Consider the following 18877-nt stretch of genomic DNA (forward strand, 5'->3'; position numbering starts at 1 on the left):
GTAGAATGTCGGGAAATACCTTTGGAAAAATCTTTGCAGTAACGACATTTGGTGAAAGCCATGGTATCGCCATTGGCGGTGTTGTTGATGGTTGCCCTCCGGGCCTAGAGCTCAATGAGGAAGACCTGCAGGGTGATTTAGATAGACGAAAGCCCGGCACTTCACGATATACGACCGCTCGCAGAGAAGAAGATGAGGTAAAGATACTTTCTGGTGTATTTGAAGGTAAAACAACAGGCACTAGCATTGGCCTACTGATCAATAATACAGACCAACGTAGCCAAGACTATTCTAAAATCAAAGACGCTTTTAGGCCCGGCCATGCAGATTATACCTATCAACAAAAATTTGGCTTTCGTGACCATCGTGGCGGCGGTCGCTCTTCTGCACGCGAGACAGCGGTGCGGGTTGCTGCTGGCGGAATTGCCAAAAAGTATTTAAAACAGACCTATGGCATAGAAATAAGAGGATATCTGTCGCAACTTGGACCGATTGGAATAGATAGTGTTGATCATGATATTACCAATACCAATCCATTTTTTTGCCCTGATGCGTCAAAGCTAGAAGCCCTTGATGCCTATATGCGCGATTTGAAAAAAGAAGGCAATTCCATTGGTGCGAAGGTCAGTGTGTCGGCAGTCAATGTACCGGTAGGCCTAGGGGAACCAGTATTTGACCGTTTAGACGCAGACATTGCACATGCAATGATGGGTATTAATGCTGTAAAAGGCGTCGAAGTTGGAGATGGTTTTGATGTAATCACCCAGAAAGGTACTGATCATCGTGACCAAATGTCGCCTGATGGTTTTCACACTAACCATAGCGGTGGGGTTCTAGGCGGTATTTCTACTGGGCAAGAGATTCTTGTGCATATGGCATTAAAACCTACCTCGAGTATTTCTATTTCTGGGGAAACCATTGATGCTCAGGGCAACCCGGCGGAAATCATCACGAAAGGCAGACACGATCCTTGTGTGGGAATTCGTGCAGTACCGATAGCAGAAGCGATGCTAGCGCTGGTATTAATGGATCATTTATTGCGTCATCGGGCACAAAATACTGGCATTGTATCGCCGACACCTGTGATACCAGGCCAGCGAAAATAGCCTATAAAAAAAACCAGCGTATGCTGGGTTTTTAATATCTTGCGAAGAATCTCGCTTACGCGAAGTTGCTCGAGGCAAAATCCCAATTTGCTAGTGCCCAAAAACCTTCAAGGTAGTTTGGACGCACATTACGGTAATCGATGTAGTAAGCGTGCTCCCACAAATCTACTGTAAGCAGCGGTGTAAGACCATCTTCGGTGATCGGAGTACCGGCGTTGCTGGTATTGACGATGTCTAAACCGCCATCAGCAGTTTTGACTAACCAAGTCCAGCTAGCGCCAAAGTTATTTACTGCTTTGTCGTTAAATGCCGCTTTAAACTCTGCATAAGAACCCCACTTCGCACTAATAGCGTCAGCAAGTGCGCCACTTGGCTCACCGCCACCATTCGGGCTCAGGCTGTTCCAATAAAAAGTATGATTCCATACTTGAGCAGCGTTGTTAAATACACCACCATCGCTACTTTTTACAATTTCTTCCAGTGATTTGTTCGCTAAATCTGTTCCTTCGATCAAACCATTTAACTTCGTAACATAGGTTGCATGATGCTTGCCGTGATGAAAATCCAGCGTCTCTGCTGAGATGTGTGGTTCGAGTGCATTCTTTTCGTACGGAAGCGCCGGTAATTCAAAAGCCATGTGTATTCTCCATTGTGTTTTTAGATATAGTTTGTATTTGAGGGCAAAATTTAAAATTTAAACCTTTTGCAGACAAAAACTAAAATAACTTGATCAGTCAGTGTAGTTATTTCGTATTTTACGCCAAACAAGATCACACTTATTTATGTTTTGGTATGAAATAAACACATACATCGCTTGATATTACTTAGCTTCACCCATACCCTTTATACAATGCAAATTACCAAACGGTTGAAACATGGAAACGATAGATAAAATTAAAGAACAAATCAGTGAAAACCCGATCCTTCTTTACATGAAAGGATCGCCAAAACTGCCCAACTGCGGATTCTCTGCTCAGGCAACGCAAGCTTTGATGTCTTGCGGCGAGCAATTTGCTTACGTAGATATTCTACAAAATCCTGACATTCGTGCAGAATTGCCGAAGTATGCCGATTGGCCAACGTTTCCCCAGCTCTGGGTAAAAGGCGAATTGATTGGCGGCTGCGATATTATTCTAGAAATGTTTCAACAGGGCGAACTACAAACCCTGATTAAAGAAGCAGTAGGTGGCGATAGCGCAAAGCAAGAGTAGGGCTGTCACTATAGATACTAAAAGGCCGAAGCAATAAGCTTCGGCCTTTTTTGTGTTTCAACACAATTGGACAGGACGTTAAGTTAACTAACCGACGTCTTTGAATAAACTCTCGTCAATGATCGTCTGGTCAATAATCGAGACGGCCATATCAATGCATGTGCCGCACTGAGAGCCCACACCCAATTGATTTTTTAAGTCGCGAATATTGCCGACGCTATTACTACGTACAGCATTTTCAATTTGCTTATCGGTTATGCCGTGGCACATACAAACAAACATTGGCGTCCTTATTTAATAACAGTGCAAATGATAATAATTGTTATTAAGATTAAACGCAAGCTTATTTTTATGTTCGTTTTGATTAGTAAGGGGGAAAACTCAAAAACAGCATATACACCTTATTCTGGCTCTTTAGTTAAGGGCCAACCGCCTAATAATTGATAGCGGTTAACCATGTAACAGAACAGCTCTGCCGTTTTTTGCGTGTCATAGAGCGCGCTATGAGCCTCCGACGGTTTAAACTCAATACCAGCGGCCTCACAAGCTTTAATTAATACTGTTTGCCCAACAGTTAGTGCCGCAAGGCTGGTGGTGTCGAACGAAACAAAGGGATGAAACGGACTGCGTTTAATATTTTCTCTTGCTAAAGCCGCATTGACAAAGCTCTGATCAAAGGTTGCGTTGTGCGCAACAATCACACTGCGTTGACAGTCCGCTTCTTTTTGCTCTTTGCGAATATGTTTACACAATGATTTAAATACTTCGTCCTCTGGAAGGGCTCCGCGCAGTGCACAAAACGGGTCGATACCGTTAAAGTCTATTGCCGCCTTTTCAATGTTTGCGCCTTCAAAGGGTTCAACGTGCTCATGAAATACCGAATCAATTACCAGTTCACCGCTGTGGTTCATTTTAAGCGTTATCGCGGCGATTTCTAATATGGCATCAGTTTGTGCATTAAAACCAGCGGTCTCAATATCGATCACAACTGGAAAATATCCGCGAAAGCGTTGCGCTAACGTCGGGTTTGAATCACTCATAATTACTTAACTTGTTTCATCATAACAATAGTATGCCCAAGTTAGCCTAGGAGCGCTAAACCTTTTATTAAAAAGGCCGATAAATCCCACAAGAAACTGGGGATTAGTATGCACAAAATTATTCAAAAAATAGCTACGACTGTTGTCTTATTAAGCACTGTAGCCACAAGCACGGCGGCGGTTAGGCAGTATCAAGTCGATATTGAGTCGTCTGAATGGCTACTCGCATCGCAGACACGACTCAAATGTGAACTGAGTCATGAAATCCCAGGTTATGGAAGGGCTTCGTTTACCAGTGAAGCGTCTAAGATGCTGAATATGGAGTTTTACTTAGATATGCTGCGCTTACCAAATCGTTACGATGTTGCCACGGTATACTCAATGCCCCCGCGTTGGATGCCTGGTGTCAGTAAACGACAAATCGCGCAAATGGATCTTCGTAAACAATATGATGGTGATTTGCCCTCTGACTCTGCGTGGCAGATGTTAACAGAGCTAGAAAAAGGATTTTGGCCGACTATTCACTACAATGACTGGCTTAATCCTAATGATGGTGTTGCCGTTGCGCTCAATGCGAGTCAATTTCAAGATTCATATCATGCCTTTAGTCGCTGTATTTCGAATTTGCTACCTTATAGCTTTGAAGATATTGCCTACACTGTCTTGGCCTATAAAAAGAACAGTGCGGAGTTAACCTCTTATTCTCAGCGCAGATTAGATATGATTGGTGAATACCTTAAAGAAGATTTAGATTTAGAGCTAGTGCTGCTTGACGGCTATACTGATAGCTATGGTGGTTCATGGAACAATGAGCAGTTATCCATTCGCCGGGCAAATGAAGTAAGAGATTATTTTTCGGCATTGGGTCTAGATACCGACCGCATTGAAGTAGTGGGACACGGAGAAAAACGCCACTCATCGCCAAATGATACCCGCCTCGACAGAGCCAAAAATAGACGAGTTGTGGTCAGACTTGAAAAAAGCTAAGTAAGCTAAGTAGTAAGGCACTAACCAAAGTAAGCGATGCTAAATTTCAAGGGTTTAGTATCGTTTTTTTGTTTTTGAACTCTATTTTATGAGTGCAGCAAGTTTCTTTATCAATACAGATTTATCAAGCGGCTTGGCAATGTAGTCATCCATACCAGCATCTAAACATTTTTGTCGGTCACCGACCATTGCGTTTGCTGTTAGTGCGATAATTGGTATCGAAGCATACTTGTCCATTGCCGGAAAGCTACGTATAGTTCGAGTGGTTTCATAGCCATCTAAACGGGGCATCTGACAGTCAAGTAATATGAGGTCAAAGTGGTCTTCGGTGTGAGACTTGAGTGTCTCAAGGGCTGTAATTCCGTCATCGGCAAGGGCATAGCTGAGTCCAAGTTGAGTCAACATGGTGGTAATGATGACCTGATTGATCTCGTTATCTTCTACAACCAAAATATGGCTAGCCTTAAGTGCAGGGAAGTCATGCTCGATAAACTCTGCTCGAGAATGCCGGTCTGTTTGAATATTTTCACTTTGATTGAGTGTAAAAGGTAGCTGTAAAGTGAAAGTAGAGCCTTTTCCCCGCTGACTTGAAACACTTATCTTACCGCCCATAAGCATCGCCAGTTCATTGGAAATTGAAAGACCTAAACCCGTACCTTGTGAGCGTTTTGTTGAACTAGAATCAAGCTGCTCAAAAGGCGAAAACAACTGCGATACTTTATCTTCATCGATACCGCAACCTGTATCAATAACCGAACATACAAAAACAATTTGTTGAGCGCTTTCAGCTTTTAATTTGGCGCGTATAGTAATCCCGCCACTATCAGTAAATTTTAGCGCATTGCTGAGCAAATTATAAAGTATCTGCTTTAGCCTGATCTCATCGCCAACCACTAAGCTCGAGTCTATAGATTGGGTTTTAAAGTCTAAGTATAGGCCCTTTTCATTCGCTTGAAGTCTATATCCGCTCATAAGATCGTTGAGCAGAATGTTAAGATTAAAACTTTGATTTTGTAATACAACTTTACCGGCTTCAATTTTTGAAAAGTCTAAAATGTCACCAATAATGGTCAAAAGATGAATAGAAGTGCTTTTTGCCAAATCTAGATAGCGTTCAAAATCAGCTGTATTTGTTTGGTCTTGATATTGACGATTTATATCGCCCATAATATCTATTAAGCCCATAATACCGGAAATAGGCGTGCGAATTTCATGGCTCATGTTCGCTAAAAATACACTTTTTTGAATGTCTGCAGCCTTAGCTTTTTGCGCCATCGTTTTTGCTAATATGGCATTTTCTTGAGCCGCATTTTTAGCTTGTTCCAAAGCCGTTTTTGCGCGTTCTGATTCGGTCAGGTCGATATTTACACCAGTAGCTTTGGTCGGGACGCCATTGTCATCGTAACTGGCTGCTGCCATGCCTAAAATGTGCTTAGTTTCCCCGGCGTCGGTCAGTATTCGAAAAGTATGATTGAAATACGCGTGTGAGTTCATCGCCTGTTCAAATATAGCTTGTGCTTGGTCCAGATCGTCGGGGTGAACGAGGTTTCTCCAGTCTTGAAAGGACAAACCTGAAGTATCTACTGGCTTTCCAAAAATTTGCAGAAGTCGTTCATCCCATACCAAACTATCAGAAGCAAAGTCATACTCCCAAACACCAATTTCTGCCGCTTCAAGCGCGAGCATAGTGCGCTGCTCTAGTGACTGGCGAGACGCTTCATCTTCTTTAGCTTTTGTTAAATCTTTGAAGGTCCCGAAGCTTCGTACTACTTTTCCGTCATGGATTTCTGAGAACCCTTGAGCATTTACGGTGAGCTCGTTGCCCTTGTCGGTGATAAATTGCAGATCTAGGTTATAAGGCGCTCCGGTAGTTTCTAAAATGTCTAAGGCATTTAATAATGGTTGCACCGACACTTCAGGATAAAACCTGAGGCCATCTTCTATATTGGGCTTAAACGTTGCGCTATCGGTTTCGTGAATATCATGCACTTTTTGTGACCAATATAGTACCTTAGTAGAGAGGTCAATTTCCCAGTAGCCTGTATCGGTAACTTTTTCGATAGCGTGCAGTGCAGACGATACGCGTTTTTGTTCGGATACATCCTCGCCCATAAAAAACAACTCTTGAGAATCGCTAGAGTAAGCCCATTGCCATTTGCACCATAGGTAACTGCCGTCGGATTTTTTCCAGCGATGGGTATGTTGGATATTGGGTGAGCCAAAGTGCCTATCTAACAAGCGTGTTACCTGTTGCAAATCCTCTACATGAAAGAAATCGTAAATACTTTTGTTAATAAGTAGCTCAAAGTCAATCCCACTTGCACTGGCGGCAAATTTGTTTGCGTCCAAAATTTTACCCGTGTCAGAGCACCTTAGGTAGATATATTGCATGTGTTCGAAAAATTTGCTGGTTGTTATCATCTATTGCTCAGCGTTTGGGGATCTTAACTAACTTAAGTTAACGGCTTTAAAGTAAAATGCATGAACTTGTGAAGCTAAAGATAGTAGTTAATCTGCAAAGCTGCATACTAATAAACATTTACTTTGGCTTTTGGGTGTGAAAATCGAATAATGTTGCCAAGTAAGGTGGGGCGATTTTAAGTGCAAAATAGAGGTTTTAGTCGTCATCTAACTTGCCTTTAAACTCACAAAGATCTTCGATAATACAGCTGCCACAGCGTGGTTTTCGAGCGATACAGGTATAGCGTCCATGCAGTATTAACCAATGATGCACATCTACTTTAAATTCTTTGGGAACAACCTTTAGTAGCTTTTCTTCGACTTTATCAACGTTTTTGCCCATGGCAAGTTTAGTGCGATTGCTAACCCTAAAAATGTGTGTGTCTACTGCAATGGTTGGCCAACCAAAGGCTGTGTTGAGAACAACGTTCGCGGTTTTCCGTCCAACTCCTGGCAAGGCTTCGAGAGCCTCTCTATTTTCCGGTACAATCGACTGGTATTGATCTTTGAGAATACGGCAGGTTTCCAGTACATTTTTTGCTTTGGAATTAAACAAACCAATGGTCTTAATATAAGATTTAAGGCCATCCAAACCTAAGGCATAGATGCTTTCAGGCGTGTTAGCGACGGGAAAGAGTTTATCAGTGGCTTTATTTACCCCAACATCGGTTGCTTGAGCAGATAAAATTACGGCGATTAAGAGTTCAAAAGGACTGGAGTAATTAAGCTCAGTCGTGGGGTGGGGGTTGTTTTCCCGAAGGCGCGAAAGCATTTCATAACGTTTTGCCTGATTCATAAATCTGTGCCCGTAACACGTGCTCGCTGCACTACTTTTTTGTTTGCATGGGCCTCGCGCTTAGCGATAACATCGTCGATAATATTTTTTGCGGCTATTAACAGACCCATACCTAAAAATGCGCCGGGGGGCAAAATGGCTAACAAAAAGTTTGATTCAGTGGTAAAAATTTGAATTTCTAATGCCGTCGCCCAATCTCCCAGCAATAACTCGGCTCCGGCCAGCAGCGTGCCATATCCTAATACTTCGCGCATTCCACCAAGCACCACCAATATCAGAGTAAAGCCCAAGCCCATCGCTAGTCCGTCAAAGGCCGCAAAAGGTACGGGGTTTTTTGAAGCGTAGGCTTCCGCACGGCCGATAATGGCGCAGTTGGTGACAATCAACGGAATGAAGATGCCTAAGGCTTGATAGAGCTCAAATGTATAAGCATGCATCACCAGTTCGACGATGGTCACAAAAGCCGCAATGATCATAACAAAGATTGGAATGCGGATCTCATTGGGAACAAAGTTACGCACCAGCGACACGGTAATATTTGAGCCGAGTAACACTAGGGTAGTGGCTAAACCTAAACCTAGGCCGTTGACGACCGTTCCGGTGACAGCCAGCAGTGGACACAAGCCCAGCAGTTGCACAATGGCGGGATTGTTTTTCCAAAGTCCCTGAATGCCTAAATTTTTATATTCATTCATCTGCTGGTTCCATATTGGCCATTTGACCATTGCAATTTGACGCAGAGGTATACAGCTGTGCCTGATGTTTGTTTACATATATTAGGGTGTTTTTAACAGCGTTGATTACAGCGCGTGGCGTAATGGTTGCGCCGGTAAACTGATCAAACTGACCACCATCCTTTTTTACCTGCCAGCGACCTTCTGTTTGTTCTGAGTAACTCACGCCGGTAAAGGATAAGACCCAATCACTAATTCGTAAATCGATTTTATCACCAAGCCCTGGGGTTTCTTTGTGTTCAACAACTCTCGCTCCCAGTACCGTTTGATTGGTATCTATCGCCACTACTAGCTCAATGTTGCCGCTGTAGCCATCGGGTGCTGTGGTCTCAACAATTAAGGCGACGCTGTTGCCTGCATCACGTGCTCGAAATACACGTTGTGCTCGTTCACCTAAGAGAGGATCAGGCTGCACGATTATGCAGTCTGTGTGCAGCGGGTTGTCATGGGCACTTTCGGGCACTAGTTCATTGAGTACACTTAACAGCTGTTTTTCTCGAGCGAGGGCAATGGTGTCTTTCGTTGCGTAAAAGGTGACGGCAATTAATGCGGTGCAGACTAATGCGAACACGCCCAATATCGCTCCGTTTTTACCCATGTAACGAATCATCCTACGGTTCCTTTTTCGAATGGATGGCCGATGCTTTGACACGGTGACCATAGGTGCGAGGACGAGTATAATAGTCGATTAGAGGCACAGCCATATTTAACAACACGACCGCAAAGGCGACCGCATCAGGATAGTTCCCCCACGTTCGAATAATGATGATCCAAGCGCCAATAGAAGCACCAAATATGATGCGCCCTTTATTTGTGGTAGATGCCGATACGGGATCTGTAGCAATAAAAAATGCGCCTATAATTAACGACCCATTTAATAAATGAAAGCTTGGAGATGCATGTTGAGAGCTATCAACCAAGAATAGAATCAGCGCAACCGTCATTGCCCCTGCAATCATGCTAATGGGTATATGCCAGTTTATAACTTTGAGTTTTAGCAGCGCAATACCGCCTGCTAAATATGCCAGTGAGATGGGCGCCCATCCAATTCCCCAAGAGCCCGAAAAAATGCTGCTTTGCAAGGCTTCGCCAACAGTATAATTTTGCACCAGCTGGGTTTTCACATGGTCAAGAGGCGTTGCCATGCTCATTCCATCATAGCCAACTCTAAGTTGCGCGATACTGTAACCATCCACCGTGAAGCCAGTAAAAATGGTGTATATTGCATCCATAAATGTAAAGCTCTGCTCAGCTAAACTTAAGGGGGGAAGCCAAGAAGTCATCTGTACCGGAAACGAAATCAGAAGCATCACATAGCCGGCCATGGCCGGATTGAACATATTAAATCCTAGGCCGCCATAGGCTTGTTTGACTACTGCAATTGCAAAAAAGCTTCCGATTACCACCACCCACCATGGCGCAAGCGGCGGAATACAAATTCCTAACAGCAATCCAGCTAAAGCGGCGCTTGAATCTTTTACGACCCGCTCAGTGTTTTTTTTGCGTAGCTCAACGATCAAGGCTTCGGTGACCACCGCAGTGATGATGCCCAATGTGATTTGAAACAAAACGCCTATGCCAAAAAACCAAAACTGCAGCAACACACCAGGAATACAGGCATACATAACAAGGCGCATTACCTGTCCGGTATCGCGCTGATTGTGATGATGAGGGGAGCTGGCCACTTGTAGTTTACTCATCGGACGCTTTGTTTTCCTTTGCTTGTTTCGCTTGCTGTGCTTTTTTCGCTTTTGCTCTGGCAATCGCGGCTGCAACTTTTGCTTTTTTTGCATTAGCGGCATCGTCTGCTGATGAATTAGGTTCAGCGTTTACCTTTAAGGCATCAATATCTTGGGCGTCGCTATCAGTAGGTAAGGCCGCAGACTTAGAAATTTCAGTATTGGCAGAAGGGCGTTCTTTTGCCCTTTCAACATAAGTTTCTTCGCTTACTGCAGAGATTTGCTCATTGTTTTGCTTCGCCATCGCCGCTTTTTTCGCTTTCGCTCTGGCTAATGCCGCTGCGATTTTGTCTTTTGCGGCGCCACCATCGTTCGTCATGGTTTGCGCTCTTGCTTGTGCAGCTAGCCTATGCTTTTCCTCGCGAGCGTCTTTGTCTTTTTGTAAGCGTGCCTTTCTTGCTTCAAAACGGATACGTGCTTTTTCAGCTTTTTCTTTTTCAACTTGCTGCAGGCGAATATCGGCTTTGGCTTTTCGATAATAATGTACTAATGGAATTTCGCTTGGACAAACGTAGGCGCAAGCACCGCACTCTATGCAATCAAATAAGTTATATTCTTGAGCTTGTTCATATTCTTTGGCTTTGCTATGCCAAAACAGTTGCTGTGGCAATAGTGAGGCTGGACAGGCGTCAGCGCAGGCTGAACAGCGAATGCACGCTCTTTCATCTTCAAGGGTTGGCAATTCTTTATTCGCCGGCACCAATATACAGTTAGTAATTTTGACCACAGGCACTTGCACCGAACTCAAGGTAAAACCCATCATAGGACCGCCCATAATAATGCGCGGATATGCTTGTTTATCACTGTCGTAGTTTGCATGTGTCAGTAAGTGCTTTACGGGGGTACCAATCCGCGCCCACACGTTTTGTGGTGTTTCGACGGCATCACCGGTAATCGTTACTACGCGCTCAATGAGCGGTTTGCCTTCAATTACGGCATCGGCAATTGCGTAGCAGGTCCCAACGTTATACATCAAGCATCCTACATCAACGGGTAGACCATCAGCCGGCACTTCCCGCGAGCTCAGCACTTGGATGAGTTGCTTTTCACCGCCTGCGGGATACTTCGTAGGCACACTGACTACCTGATAATTATCTTGCTGCTGGCAGGCGATAGAAAGCGTATTAAACGCTTCCGGCTTGTTATTTTCAACGGCTACGATAACTTGTTTAGGCTGCAATAGGTGATACAAAATATCGATGCCCTGACGAATTTGCCAGGCATGCTCTCGCATCAGCCGATCGTCTGAAGTAATGTACGGCTCGCATTCAATGCCGTTGATAATCAAAAATTCAATGGGTTTTACATTGTTCGATTTTAAGTGGGTAGGAAATCCTGCTCCCCCCATGCCGCTGATTCCGGCTTGGCATATGGCCTCTATAATTTCGTTTTTTGTGCGTTTGGTATAATCACTGAGCGGTTTAAACTCATAAGCGGTATCAAGACCGTCGACTTCTATGCTAATGGTGAGCTCACTGATACCAGAGGGGTGCGCAGCTACATGGTCGCCTATGGCGATGACCTTACCAGACGTGGAAGCATGCACCGGCACAGCGAAGGCACTCTCACTTGCGGTTAAAGGCTGCCCTTTAGCCACTAGCTCGCCCACCTTGACAATGATATCGCCATTCACGCCAATGTGCTGCTTTACGGGGATATGAATAAGGTCGGGCAAGGCAATGCGCTGAATCTCAGTTTGATTTGATTTTGTTTTATTCTGCTGGGGATGAACCCCACCTGGGAAGTCCCAAAGTTGCTGAAGGGCAAGGCGTTCCATAATATGGTCGTAATCTGCAAACATCGTCATGATACCTGCTTAATCTGAATGTCGCCGACCGAAACGCGTTTAAAGTCCCATTGCCATGCTTCACTGCTATCGTTAAGGGGGATCATATCAATGCAGTCTACAGGGCAGGGATCAACGCATAAATCACATCCTGTGCATTCGTCTATAATGACAGTGTGCATCTGTTTTGCTGCACCTAAGATAGCGTCTACGGGGCATGCTTGAATACACTTCGTGCAACCGATGCATTCATCTTCTCGAATAAATGCGACTTTTTTAACATCTTCGACACCATGTGCAGCATCAAGTGGTTTTGCATCAACTCCCATTAAAGCGGCAAGATCTTTAATAGTGGCCTCGCCACCAGGCGGGCATTTATTGATTTCATCACCATTGGCGATTGCTTCAGCATAGGGGCGACAACCGGGGTAACCGCACTGTCCACACTGGGTTTGCGGCAAAATCTGATCGATTTGTTCGACTAGTGGATCACTTTCAACCTTAAAGCGGATTGATGCATAGCCCAATAGTGCACCAAAAATTAGTGCAATTAGCGACACGACCAAAATAGCAATGAGGGTTAGCGTCATTTAATCAAGCCTGTAAAACCCATAAATGCCAATGACATGAGTCCTGCGGTGATCATGGCAATGGACGCACCTTTGAATGGCGTTGGCACGTCTGCAGCAGCCAACCGCTCGCGCATTGCAGAAAACAAAATTAATACGAAAGAAAAACCAACCGCTGCGCCAAAGCCATACACAATTGATTCTAGAAAATTATGTTGTTTAGTGGTGTTTAACAAGGCCACACCTAATACGGCGCAGTTTGTGGTAATGAGCGGTAAAAAGATACCTAACAGTCGATAGAGACTAGGGCTTGTTTTGCGCACGACCATTTCGGTAAATTGCACGACTACCGCAATGACTAAGATAAAGCTTAAGGTGCGCAAATATTCTATGCCCAAGGGCAACAAAATGTACGATTCAACTAAGTAGCTACTCATAGAAGCAATGGTCAGCACAAAAGTCGTGGCCATCGACATTCCCATTGCCGTCTCTAGTTTGCCAGACACCCCCATAAAGGGGCATAGCCCAAGAAACTGAACTAGTACAAAATTGTTAACCAGTACTGTGCCTAAAAGTAGCAGCAATATTTCAGTCATGTGTAAGGTTTATGCCTTTGCGCAAGCGATATATTCATTGGCACTGAGTGTTGCAGGTTTGCAATTGGATGACAAAAACCATCGAGTACCAAAACGATGTGGAATTATCGCTTTTTCAGCTCGATTAAACAACACGTTATCGCTGTGCTTGTATGGATAAATTTGAAAGTTTGTAAAGTTACAACGCAAGTGGTGATGATAAGCACTAGATTTGGAAGCGTGAAGATTTTTAAACAGAAGCTAGCAACGTTGATGGCTCCCCCTCCCCGACTCGAACGGGGGACCTGCGGATTAACAGTCCGTCGCTCTAACCAACTGAGCTAAGGGGGAATTCTCAATGTTATATTCGCTAAAAGATGGCTCCCCCTCCCCGACTCGAACGGGGGACCTGCGGATTAACAGTCCGTCGCTCTAACCAACTGAGCTAAGGGGGACCGGCCTTTTAACGGATGCGCATATTAATGAGCATCTACTTAACTGTCAATAAACAATTGCTGTTTTTTGAATTTTATTGTTACTACTATCGCCTTGAACATATATTTATCGGCGGTAAATCACAGTACATAATTACTGAATCAAAAATGTAATTTTAGTCACTCTGGTATTTTTTTAATGAGCATAGATTTAAAGAATATTTTAAAAGTTAGCAATACCCTCGTTAGGATTGAGATGTTTTTTATAATCACGTTTTTTGCAAGTGCTTTTATCGATTGTATGTAAGATATTAGGCAAAAATTTGTTTGGATATTGTTTTTATTACTTATAACTTATTTATTCTAAATTTAAATTAATTTGAAAAAAAAGTATTAAAATTATATTGATCACTGTGCTTGTGTACAGGTGTTCATAAAAGTGTAATAGAGCAATCGGAATTGAATGGTTAGTAACAACTTACATTAGCTTTTGTAAAAAACTTTGGAGATACCGTCAGTATTAAGGCGTAGCCACTTATCCACTTTTTCTGTGGATAAGTATGTGGATTAAATCTTTTTCAAACGACTTCAAGATTCAATAGATTGTCAATCTAGTTTTTAAAAAATCACTCAAAAATATTAAATTGTATTTTAAAACAATGAGTTAAGTTGAAAAATAAATTTTAATAGTGTTAATCTAAAAATCCGCTTGTTTTATCGTTCTGCCTGTGTGTTATTTTCAGCAGTATTCACAGTGTGAATGCGCAGCGAAGTTCATACGTTTTATTTATGTCAATATATTGACATTTTTATGACATAAAAGTGTCACTGAGAGCTCATCGTTTACACACAAATTACCAAATTTATGAGAGTTAATTCAAATTCATACGCATAACTGATGTATAGTTACCCAATAGCAAATCTTTATCCATAAACCGTGAAACCATTAATGTGAGCTCAGCTTCTACTTCCAGAAATTTGGTCAGTGATGATATCCCCTCGACGCTTCGTAATATGACCGTGCCGATGATTGTTGGGATGATTATGTTGATGACATTCTCATTGGTCGATACTTACTTTGTGAGCTTGTTAGGCACAGACGAACTTGCCGCAATCAGTTTTACTTTTCCTGTTACATTTACTGTTATTAGCCTAAATATTGGGCTTGGTATTGGCACTTCGGCGGTTATCGGCAAATTTTTAGGCAGTGGCGATACAACTCAGGCTAAGGCAATAGCCAGCGGCTCGTTAATGCTGTCGGTATTATTGGTGAGCATTCTGTGTTTGATTGCGTATTTTTTAATAAACCCTGTGTTTACAGCCATGGGTGCAACCGAATCCTTAATGCCCTTTATTCGCGACTACATGAGCGTTTGGCTGTTTTCAGGGGTTCTGCTTGCCATTCCCATGGTCGGTAACAGTATTTTACGCGCATCGGGCGACACTAAAACACCCAGTATAATAATGGCGGTGGGCGGTGGTATTAATGCTTTATTAGATCCCATATTAATTTTTGGGTTTGGACCCGTTCCGGCATTTGGAATTAAAGGTGCAGCTATTGCTACATGCATCGCTTGGGCGGTTTGCGTAGTATGGATTTTATATCTACTGGCGGTTCAAAGAAAACTCATCGAACCCAGACTATTGAGTTTTACTGAATTTAAGCAGTCCGCAAAAGGGGTCATGGGAATTGGCTTACCGGCTGCCGGTGCAAATATGTTTACGCCTATTGCCGGAGGCGTGCTAACTGCCATTGTTGCTGGCTATGGAGCAGAAGCAGTTGCTGCATGGGGAGTCGGCAGTCGCCTAGAATCTATGGCCTGCATTGTAGTGCTTGCTTTATCGATGTCGCTACCGCCGTTCATCAGTCAAAACTTTGGGGCCAGCAAATTTGACAGAATAAAAGAGGCGTACCAAATAAGTTTGAAGTTTGTCATGTTGTGGCAACTACTCATGTTTGCGATCCTCGCTATGACTGCACCTTGGATCGCGAGCATTTTTGCGAAGGATCCTGTTGTTAGCGAATACATTGAATTATTTTTGTATGTGGTTCCCCTAGGCTATGGCCTGCAAGGCATCATAATATTAACCAATTCATCGTTTAACGCTATGCATCTGCCAATTTCTGCGCTAATACTCAGCATATTGAGGCTGTTTGTATGCTATGTACCGATTGCCTACGCTGGAAGCTCGATGTTTGGATTGTTGGGTTTATTTTGGGGCTGCGTAATTGCTAACTTTGTAACCGCTACACTTTCTTACATTTGGTTTCATAAAGATGTGAACCAACAAAAGCGATTATTCGAACAAACCAATATGAAAATTAATCTTATCGAAAAGGTCACCAATGACTAAGGGTTTTGATCTCGTCTCACACTATGCCCCCGCCGGTGATCAGCCTCACGCAATTGCTTCTCTAGTTGAAGGACTCGAGAGCGGTTTAGCAGCGCAGACTTTGTTGGGGGTGACTGGCTCGGGTAAGACATTTACGATGGCGAATGTTATTTCGCAGGTACAGCGTCCAACTTTAATCTTGGCTCACAATAAAACCTTAGCAGCTCAGCTATACGGAGAGATGAAAGACTTTTTCCCAAACAACGCTGTCGAGTACTTTGTTTCCTATTATGACTATTACCAACCCGAAGCATACGTGCCGAGCACCGATACCTTCATCGAGAAAGATGCTTCTATAAATGACCATATTGAGCAGATGCGCTTATCAGCGACAAAAGCGCTAATGGAAAGGCGTGATGTCGTAATTATTGCATCGGTTTCTGCTATTTATGGCTTGGGCGATCCTAAAAGTTATATGAAAATGCTCTTACATTTGCGTAAAGGCGATTTAATGGATCAGCGCGACATTTTGCGCCGACTCGCTGAGCTTCAGTATAAACGTAATGATATTGCCTTTGAACGCGGTACCTTTCGTGTGCGCGGGGATGTCATCGATATCTTTCCCGCGGACTCTGAAAAACAAGCTGTGCGAGTGCAGCTTTTCGACGAAGAAATTGAACAAATCAGTTTGTTTGACCCACTCACCGGCGCTGTCGACAAACATGTTGTGCGTACCACTGTTTTCCCAAAAACTCACTATGTGACCCCGCGAGAAAAGATCGTGGATGCCATCGAATTTATTAAAGCTGAGTTAAAAGATCGTCAAAAGCAGTTAAAAGATAATCATAAGTTGCTCGAAGAACAACGTATCTCGCAGCGCACGCAGTTCGATATTGAAATGATGTTGGAACTCGGGTATTGCTCGGGCATCGAAAACTACTCTCGATACCTGTCTGGCCGTGCGCCGGGCGAGCCTCCACCGACACTGATAGATTACTTCCCCGCCGATGGCCTGTTATTTATTGATGAGTCTCACGTCACTGTGTCACAAATTGGCGCGATGTATAAAGGCGATAGATCGCGTAAAGAAACTTTAGTTGAATATGGTTTTAGATTGCCATCAGCCCTAGATAATAGGCCCTTAAAATTTGAGGAGTTTGAGCATATCTCTCCGCAGACGATATACGTGTCTGCTACTCCAGGTAACTTCGAGTTAGAAAAGTGTCAGGGCGATATTATTGAACAAGTGGTGCGCCCAACCGGCTTATTAGATCCTGAAATTGAGGTACGCCCGGTGGCGACGCAGGTCGATGACGTGCTTTCTGAAATTCATAAGCGCGTGGCGAAAAATGAGCGGGTATTGATTACCACCTTAACCAAGCGTATGTCAGAAGATTTAACCGAGTACTTGAGCGAACATGGTGTCCGCGTGCGCTATCTGCACTCAGATATTGATACGGTCGAGAGGATTGAGATTATCCGTGATTTACGAATTGGTAAATTTGACGTGTTAGTCGGTATCAACTTATTGCGAGAGGGCTTAGATATGCCTGAAGTATCTCTGGTCGCAATTTTAGACGCTGACAAAGAAGGCTTTTTGCGTGCTGAAAAATCTCTTATTCAGACTATCGGCAGGGCGGCGCGTCATTTAAACGGCCACGCTATCTTGTATGGCGACAGAATTACAAATTCAATGCGTAAGGCGATTGATGAAACCGACCGACGCAGAGAGCGTCAGCGGGCCTACAACCTCGCTAACGGCATTGTGCCGCAGCAACTCAATAAACCCATCACCGATATCATGGACTTGGGAGATAGTTCAGCGCATCCTGCTTCAGGCAGAATTAAGCTGAAGAAAGTCGCAGATAAGCAAAAAGCGAAAAAAGCTATGTCGGTCACGGACATGATGGGGCAAATTGGTCAATTAGAGAAACGTATGTTTGAACATGCGCGAGACTTAGAATTTGAAAAAGCCGCCTCGTTAAGGGATGAAGTTGAGACTTTGCGGGCAGAAGTGCTGAAATTGTCTTAATTTTGCACGAATTAATAGAAAAAGGTAAAGTTTAAGTTATATAAAACGATAACTTAATTGATATTGTTGGTGTATGCCTGTCGCGTTAACAGATACTAGATATGCCAACTCAAACTTTACTTTTTGCTATTGAGGAATCACCATGCTTAACCGTTTGCAGGAATCAGACATTAAATTGTTGCGCGTATTTTACGCGGTTGCCTCATGTAATGGTTTTACTGCCGCCGAACCGGTGTTGCGAATGCAGCGTCCTAACATCAGCGCCGCAATCAAAAAACTTGAAGAGCGCTTAGATTTGGTTTTGTGTCATCGCGGTCGTGGTGGTTTTCAAATGACCAAAGAAGGCGAAGTGGTATTTCAAGAAACCAAACGTATCTTCAACGCATTCGATAATTTCGTGTTCAATTTAAAAAGCCTGCACGATGATTATTCCGGACATATCACCATCGTGTTGATGTCAGGTTTGGCCACCTCCATGCAGTTAGCAGTGGCAAAAGCCGTTAAAAGCACCATGAAAAAATTTGATGATATTCATGTGAATATCCAGACGCGTTTATACAATGAAGTTGAGCATGTTGCGCTATCTGGAGAATGTCACCTGGTGTTGTCTACCTATGATATGGTAAAACCAGAGTCGGTCATGTTTCATCCAGTGGGCATTAAAACTGAAGGACGACTGTATTGTTCGCCTACGCATCCTTTAGCGCGCTATCGCGATGTAGAAGCGCTACCAGACTCAGTCAACATCGAAGATTATCCAGCAATTGGTATTTCGGGCTTGTCATCCTCCAACTATATAAACAATGATAAGCGCTTAAGCATTCAAACGTTCTCAGATTCTTTCGAGGTCTGTATGGCAGCGATCATGACCGGTGAATATGTGGGTTTGTTACCCGACTATATTGCCAAAGAGCAGGGCGCCGCAACAGGGCTTGTGCCAATAGCAAAGGGCTCTCTGTTCCCGTTTGCCCATGATTTGTTTGTGATGAACGGCAAGAACACCCGCTTAAATCCGGTACTGCGTTACTGTATTAAAGAAATTGAATACTTTGTCTCTGAGAGCCAAAAGTAGCC

Annotated in this window: 17 protein-coding genes and 2 tRNA genes; 6 read left to right on the forward strand and 13 right to left on the reverse strand. The window is 43.5% G+C overall.

All coding sequences use genetic code 11. The features are described from left to right. Positions 1-5: 5 nt before the first annotated feature. Complete coding sequence (gene aroC / locus AB9H30_RS01480) at positions 6-1106, forward strand: chorismate synthase (protein ID WP_371192839.1); 1101 nt, start codon at positions 6-8, stop codon at positions 1104-1106. Between the two features lie 55 nt (positions 1107-1161). Here aroC and AB9H30_RS01485 read toward each other — a convergent pair whose 3' ends face one another. Then, positions 1162-1743 (reverse strand): Fe-Mn family superoxide dismutase, encoded by a 582-nt coding sequence (locus AB9H30_RS01485; RefSeq protein WP_371192840.1) that lies wholly within the window; start codon positions 1741-1743, stop codon positions 1162-1164. 238 nt (positions 1744-1981) lie between these two features. Here AB9H30_RS01485 and AB9H30_RS01490 point away from each other — a divergent pair, with 238 nt between their 5' ends. Then, the gene (locus AB9H30_RS01490; RefSeq protein ID WP_371192842.1) at positions 1982-2317 is read left to right on the forward strand and encodes a Grx4 family monothiol glutaredoxin; all 336 of its coding nucleotides are present in this window, start codon (positions 1982-1984) and stop codon (positions 2315-2317) included. Between the two features lie 87 nt (positions 2318-2404). Here the strand turns inward: AB9H30_RS01490 and AB9H30_RS01495 are convergent, their stop codons facing one another. Continuing rightward, on the reverse strand, positions 2405-2599 hold the full coding sequence (locus AB9H30_RS01495; protein WP_371192843.1) for a bacterioferritin-associated ferredoxin: 195 nt from the start codon (positions 2597-2599) through the stop codon (positions 2405-2407). Positions 2600-2718: 119 nt separating this feature from the next. Continuing rightward, positions 2719-3357, reverse strand: coding sequence for a ribonuclease T (gene rnt, locus AB9H30_RS01500; RefSeq protein ID WP_371192845.1), 639 nt, complete (start codon positions 3355-3357; stop codon positions 2719-2721). A gap of 108 nt (positions 3358-3465) precedes the next feature. Between rnt and AB9H30_RS01505 the strand changes: the two genes are divergently transcribed. Then, on the forward strand, positions 3466-4344 hold the full coding sequence (locus AB9H30_RS01505) for an OmpA family protein (protein WP_371192846.1): 879 nt from the start codon (positions 3466-3468) through the stop codon (positions 4342-4344). Positions 4345-4425: 81 nt separating this feature from the next. Here AB9H30_RS01505 and AB9H30_RS01510 read toward each other — a convergent pair whose 3' ends face one another. From AB9H30_RS01510 to AB9H30_RS01555, 10 genes are all read right to left on the reverse strand, one after another. Continuing rightward, positions 4426-6765, reverse strand: a complete 2340-nt coding sequence (locus AB9H30_RS01510) for an ATP-binding protein (RefSeq protein ID WP_371192848.1) — start codon at positions 6763-6765, stop codon at positions 4426-4428. A gap of 196 nt (positions 6766-6961) precedes the next feature. Continuing rightward, positions 6962-7600: an endonuclease III gene (gene nth / locus AB9H30_RS01515; RefSeq protein WP_371192849.1), complete on the reverse strand. Its 639-nt coding sequence runs from the start codon at positions 7598-7600 to the stop codon at positions 6962-6964. Beyond that, positions 7597-8295, reverse strand: a complete 699-nt coding sequence (locus AB9H30_RS01520) for an electron transport complex subunit E (RefSeq protein ID WP_371192851.1) — start codon at positions 8293-8295, stop codon at positions 7597-7599. The genes nth and AB9H30_RS01520 overlap by 4 nt, the downstream gene beginning before the upstream one ends. Further along, complete coding sequence (gene rsxG / locus AB9H30_RS01525; RefSeq protein ID WP_371192853.1) at positions 8288-8944, reverse strand: electron transport complex subunit RsxG; 657 nt, start codon at positions 8942-8944, stop codon at positions 8288-8290. Before rsxG ends, AB9H30_RS01520 begins: the two co-directional genes overlap by 8 nt. Position 8945: 1 nt before the next feature. Then, the gene (rsxD, locus tag AB9H30_RS01530; RefSeq protein ID WP_371192855.1) at positions 8946-10034 is read right to left on the reverse strand and encodes an electron transport complex subunit RsxD; all 1089 of its coding nucleotides are present in this window, start codon (positions 10032-10034) and stop codon (positions 8946-8948) included. After that, positions 10027-11880, reverse strand: coding sequence for an electron transport complex subunit RsxC (rsxC, locus tag AB9H30_RS01535; protein ID WP_371192856.1), 1854 nt, complete (start codon positions 11878-11880; stop codon positions 10027-10029). Before rsxC ends, rsxD begins: the two co-directional genes overlap by 8 nt. Beyond that, positions 11877-12449 (reverse strand): electron transport complex subunit RsxB, encoded by a 573-nt coding sequence (rsxB, locus tag AB9H30_RS01540; RefSeq protein ID WP_371192858.1) that lies wholly within the window; start codon positions 12447-12449, stop codon positions 11877-11879. Before rsxB ends, rsxC begins: the two co-directional genes overlap by 4 nt. Further along, a complete protein-coding gene (gene rsxA / locus AB9H30_RS01545) occupies positions 12446-13024 on the reverse strand; it encodes an electron transport complex subunit RsxA (RefSeq protein ID WP_371192860.1) in 579 nt (192 codons plus the stop codon). The genes rsxB and rsxA overlap by 4 nt, the downstream gene beginning before the upstream one ends. 253 nt (positions 13025-13277) lie before the next feature. Beyond that, positions 13278-13354, reverse strand: a tRNA-Asn gene (locus AB9H30_RS01550). A 27-nt stretch (positions 13355-13381) separates the two neighbouring features. Then, a tRNA-Asn gene (locus AB9H30_RS01555) sits at positions 13382-13458 on the reverse strand. 930 nt (positions 13459-14388) lie between these two features. On the opposite strand from AB9H30_RS01555, the gene AB9H30_RS01560 reads away from it, so the two are divergent. From AB9H30_RS01560 to AB9H30_RS01570, 3 genes are all read left to right on the forward strand, one after another. Beyond that, complete coding sequence (locus AB9H30_RS01560) at positions 14389-15792, forward strand: MATE family efflux transporter (protein ID WP_371192861.1); 1404 nt, start codon at positions 14389-14391, stop codon at positions 15790-15792. Further along, positions 15785-17803 carry an excinuclease ABC subunit UvrB gene (gene uvrB, locus AB9H30_RS01565; RefSeq protein ID WP_371192862.1) on the forward strand — a complete coding sequence of 673 codons (2019 nt, stop codon included), beginning with the start codon at positions 15785-15787 and terminating at the stop codon, positions 17801-17803. The genes AB9H30_RS01560 and uvrB overlap by 8 nt, the downstream gene beginning before the upstream one ends. A 142-nt stretch (positions 17804-17945) precedes the next feature. Beyond that, complete coding sequence (locus tag AB9H30_RS01570) at positions 17946-18875, forward strand: LysR family transcriptional regulator (RefSeq protein WP_371192863.1); 930 nt, start codon at positions 17946-17948, stop codon at positions 18873-18875. The last annotated feature ends 2 nt before the right edge of the window (positions 18876-18877 follow it).

The organism is Glaciecola sp. SC05 (assembly GCF_041380235.1).
Lineage (GTDB): Bacteria > Pseudomonadota > Gammaproteobacteria > Enterobacterales > Alteromonadaceae > Glaciecola.

Bases quoted from the DNA above. Each gene is read 5' to 3' on its own strand.
- aroC (WP_371192839.1), top strand. From the start codon at position 6: ATGTCGGGAAATACCTTTGGAAAAATCTTTGCAGTAACGACATTTGGT.
- AB9H30_RS01485 (WP_371192840.1), bottom strand. From the start codon at position 1,743: ATGGCTTTTGAATTACCGGCGCTTCCGTACGAAAAGAATGCACTCGAA.
- AB9H30_RS01490 (WP_371192842.1), top strand. From the start codon at position 1,982: ATGGAAACGATAGATAAAATTAAAGAACAAATCAGTGAAAACCCGATC.
- AB9H30_RS01495 (WP_371192843.1), bottom strand. From the start codon at position 2,599: ATGTTTGTTTGTATGTGCCACGGCATAACCGATAAGCAAATTGAAAAT.
- rnt (WP_371192845.1), bottom strand. From the start codon at position 3,357: ATGAGTGATTCAAACCCGACGTTAGCGCAACGCTTTCGCGGATATTTT.
- AB9H30_RS01505 (WP_371192846.1), top strand. From the start codon at position 3,466: ATGCACAAAATTATTCAAAAAATAGCTACGACTGTTGTCTTATTAAGC.
- AB9H30_RS01510 (WP_371192848.1), bottom strand. From the start codon at position 6,765: ATGATAACAACCAGCAAATTTTTCGAACACATGCAATATATCTACCTA.
- nth (WP_371192849.1), bottom strand. From the start codon at position 7,600: ATGAATCAGGCAAAACGTTATGAAATGCTTTCGCGCCTTCGGGAAAAC.
- AB9H30_RS01520 (WP_371192851.1), bottom strand. From the start codon at position 8,295: ATGAATGAATATAAAAATTTAGGCATTCAGGGACTTTGGAAAAACAAT.
- rsxG (WP_371192853.1), bottom strand. From the start codon at position 8,944: ATGATTCGTTACATGGGTAAAAACGGAGCGATATTGGGCGTGTTCGCA.
- rsxD (WP_371192855.1), bottom strand. From the start codon at position 10,034: ATGAGTAAACTACAAGTGGCCAGCTCCCCTCATCATCACAATCAGCGC.
- rsxC (WP_371192856.1), bottom strand. From the start codon at position 11,880: ATGACGATGTTTGCAGATTACGACCATATTATGGAACGCCTTGCCCTT.
- rsxB (WP_371192858.1), bottom strand. From the start codon at position 12,449: ATGACGCTAACCCTCATTGCTATTTTGGTCGTGTCGCTAATTGCACTA.
- rsxA (WP_371192860.1), bottom strand. From the start codon at position 13,024: ATGACTGAAATATTGCTGCTACTTTTAGGCACAGTACTGGTTAACAAT.
- uvrB (WP_371192862.1), top strand. From the start codon at position 15,785: ATGACTAAGGGTTTTGATCTCGTCTCACACTATGCCCCCGCCGGTGAT.
- AB9H30_RS01570 (WP_371192863.1), top strand. From the start codon at position 17,946: ATGCTTAACCGTTTGCAGGAATCAGACATTAAATTGTTGCGCGTATTT.